We start from the raw sequence: 1,773 nt of genomic DNA on the forward strand, positions 1-1,773 counted from the left end.
GGATCCGGTACCCGCCGCCCTGCCGTTACCCCATGACGTCAGAAGCGACTACTTGGAGTATCGACCGAAGGTGAGGTCACCCTTTTTGGGGAAGATGATGGTGCCCTTGGTCGTCTTGACGTTGCATGGGGCGACAATCTTCGTCTTGGTGTACTTCACCCGGTAACCCTGGTTGCCCAGGACCGCGCGGTAGCCCTTCTTGGTGTTGTTCGTACTGGAGCGCGTGATGCCCACGCCGGATGTCCACGACCCGGAGACCGTGACGTCAATCTTGGTCTTGGCCTTGGTCAGCACGATGCCGACTTCGGCCTCGGCACCGACGGTCACATCGAATCCGAAGGTGTTCGACTTCTCCGTGGTGTAGGAGATCGAGTCACCCGGGGAGAGCCAGTCGCTCACCGGGTCGTTCTTGGCCGGGATGTGCTTGGACTTCCAGGTGATCTTGTACTTCGCCGGGTTGCGCGTCTCCGGGCAGGACATCGCACTGAAGTCAGGCTCTTCGGCGGGAACCTCGAACTCGAACTCGCCGTCTTCGGGGCCGACATCGTCGAGGTCAGCGCCCACGTCGGTCAGCGAGTTGATGATCGACTTGTACCGCGCAGCCGCGTCGGGGTTGGGCGTGGCCGGGTAGACGTTGCACTGGCAGTACGCCTGTGAGTCGTTGAAGATCGACACGAAGGCGATCGAGCCCGGCACAGCCGTGTTCTTGGCGGCCAGCCAGTCGTAGACGTACGTGAAGTACGCCGGGTTGTCGCCGCCCGAGTCACCTGAGCCGGTGTAGACGCTGAACTCGGCCAGGGCGAACGGCAGGCCCTTCGAGCGGGCGAAGTCGTACCAGTAGTTCCAGCCGTACTTCTTGGTGAAGTGCTCGTTGGCGTTGGCGTCCGTGTTGTAGGCCGGGTACCAGTCGTAGGCGTCGATGGCCACCACGTCCACCTTGCCCGCGACGAACAGGGTGGACGGGTCAGCGATCGTACCGTTGTTGCTCGTACCCTCGTTGGGGTTGAAAACGATCTTGAGCTGGGGTTCGGCCGCCTTGATCAGGGTGGCCGCACGCGAGAACTGGTTACGCCAGGTGGTCGCGTTGGTGGCGAGCGAGAAGCAGCAGTTCATCTCCCAGCCCAGCCGGACGTAGCCGTTGGGGTCGACCGCGGCGATCTCGTGGGCCAACGTGGTCCAGTCGGCGTCAGCGCCCGCGCTGGTGTCGTCGGTCCACAACGGCACGGACAGGATGTAGTCGTCACGGGTCGCGTCGAAGCTGCTCGGCACCGTGGACGCCCACCAGTTGTTGAGCATTTGCGGCCAGGTCTCGCGGCTGGCGAAGGCCACGATGTTGTCAACCGGGCGGCCCCGCCAGGCGGCGAACTCGGCGGCCTGGTCGGCGTCGTGCATGAAGAAACCCCCGTCGGACCAGGGCAGCCCCGAGGCGTGTGCGCTGGTCGGCGGCGCGGTCGTGGAACCGTTGACCTCGACGCGGTCGAGGGTGATCGACATGCCGCCGGCGGAGGCGGCGTTGTGACGATTGGTCATGGTCAGGACCAGCGTGTGGTTACCCGAGGCCAGCTCCGGCGACGTGTACACCGGGACCGTGGTCGCACTGGTGCCCGCCGCGTAATAGTCCACGTCGGTCGCGGCCGCGCCGTCGATCTTGGCGGTGGCGATGTAGGCGAACGGCTCCTTCATCCCGTACAACACAACCTGGGTACCGGTGAACGTCACGGTCGCGGTGGCGCCGACCGTCGACGTCCACTTGAAGTGGTTGTCCGCGGCGTT

At 64.5% G+C, this 1,773-nt stretch carries 1 protein-coding gene; it reads right to left on the reverse strand.

What is annotated here, in order from left to right; translation table 11 throughout:
• Positions 1–48: 48 nt before the first annotated feature.
• Positions 49–1,773 (reverse strand): glycoside hydrolase family 26 protein (locus tag Apa02nite_RS03160; protein ID WP_239164087.1); only part of this gene is annotated, 1,725 nt, incomplete at its 5' end.

Origin of the sequence: Actinoplanes palleronii, from assembly GCF_016862315.1 — a bacterium.
Classification (GTDB): domain Bacteria; phylum Actinomycetota; class Actinomycetes; order Mycobacteriales; family Micromonosporaceae; genus Actinoplanes; species Actinoplanes palleronii.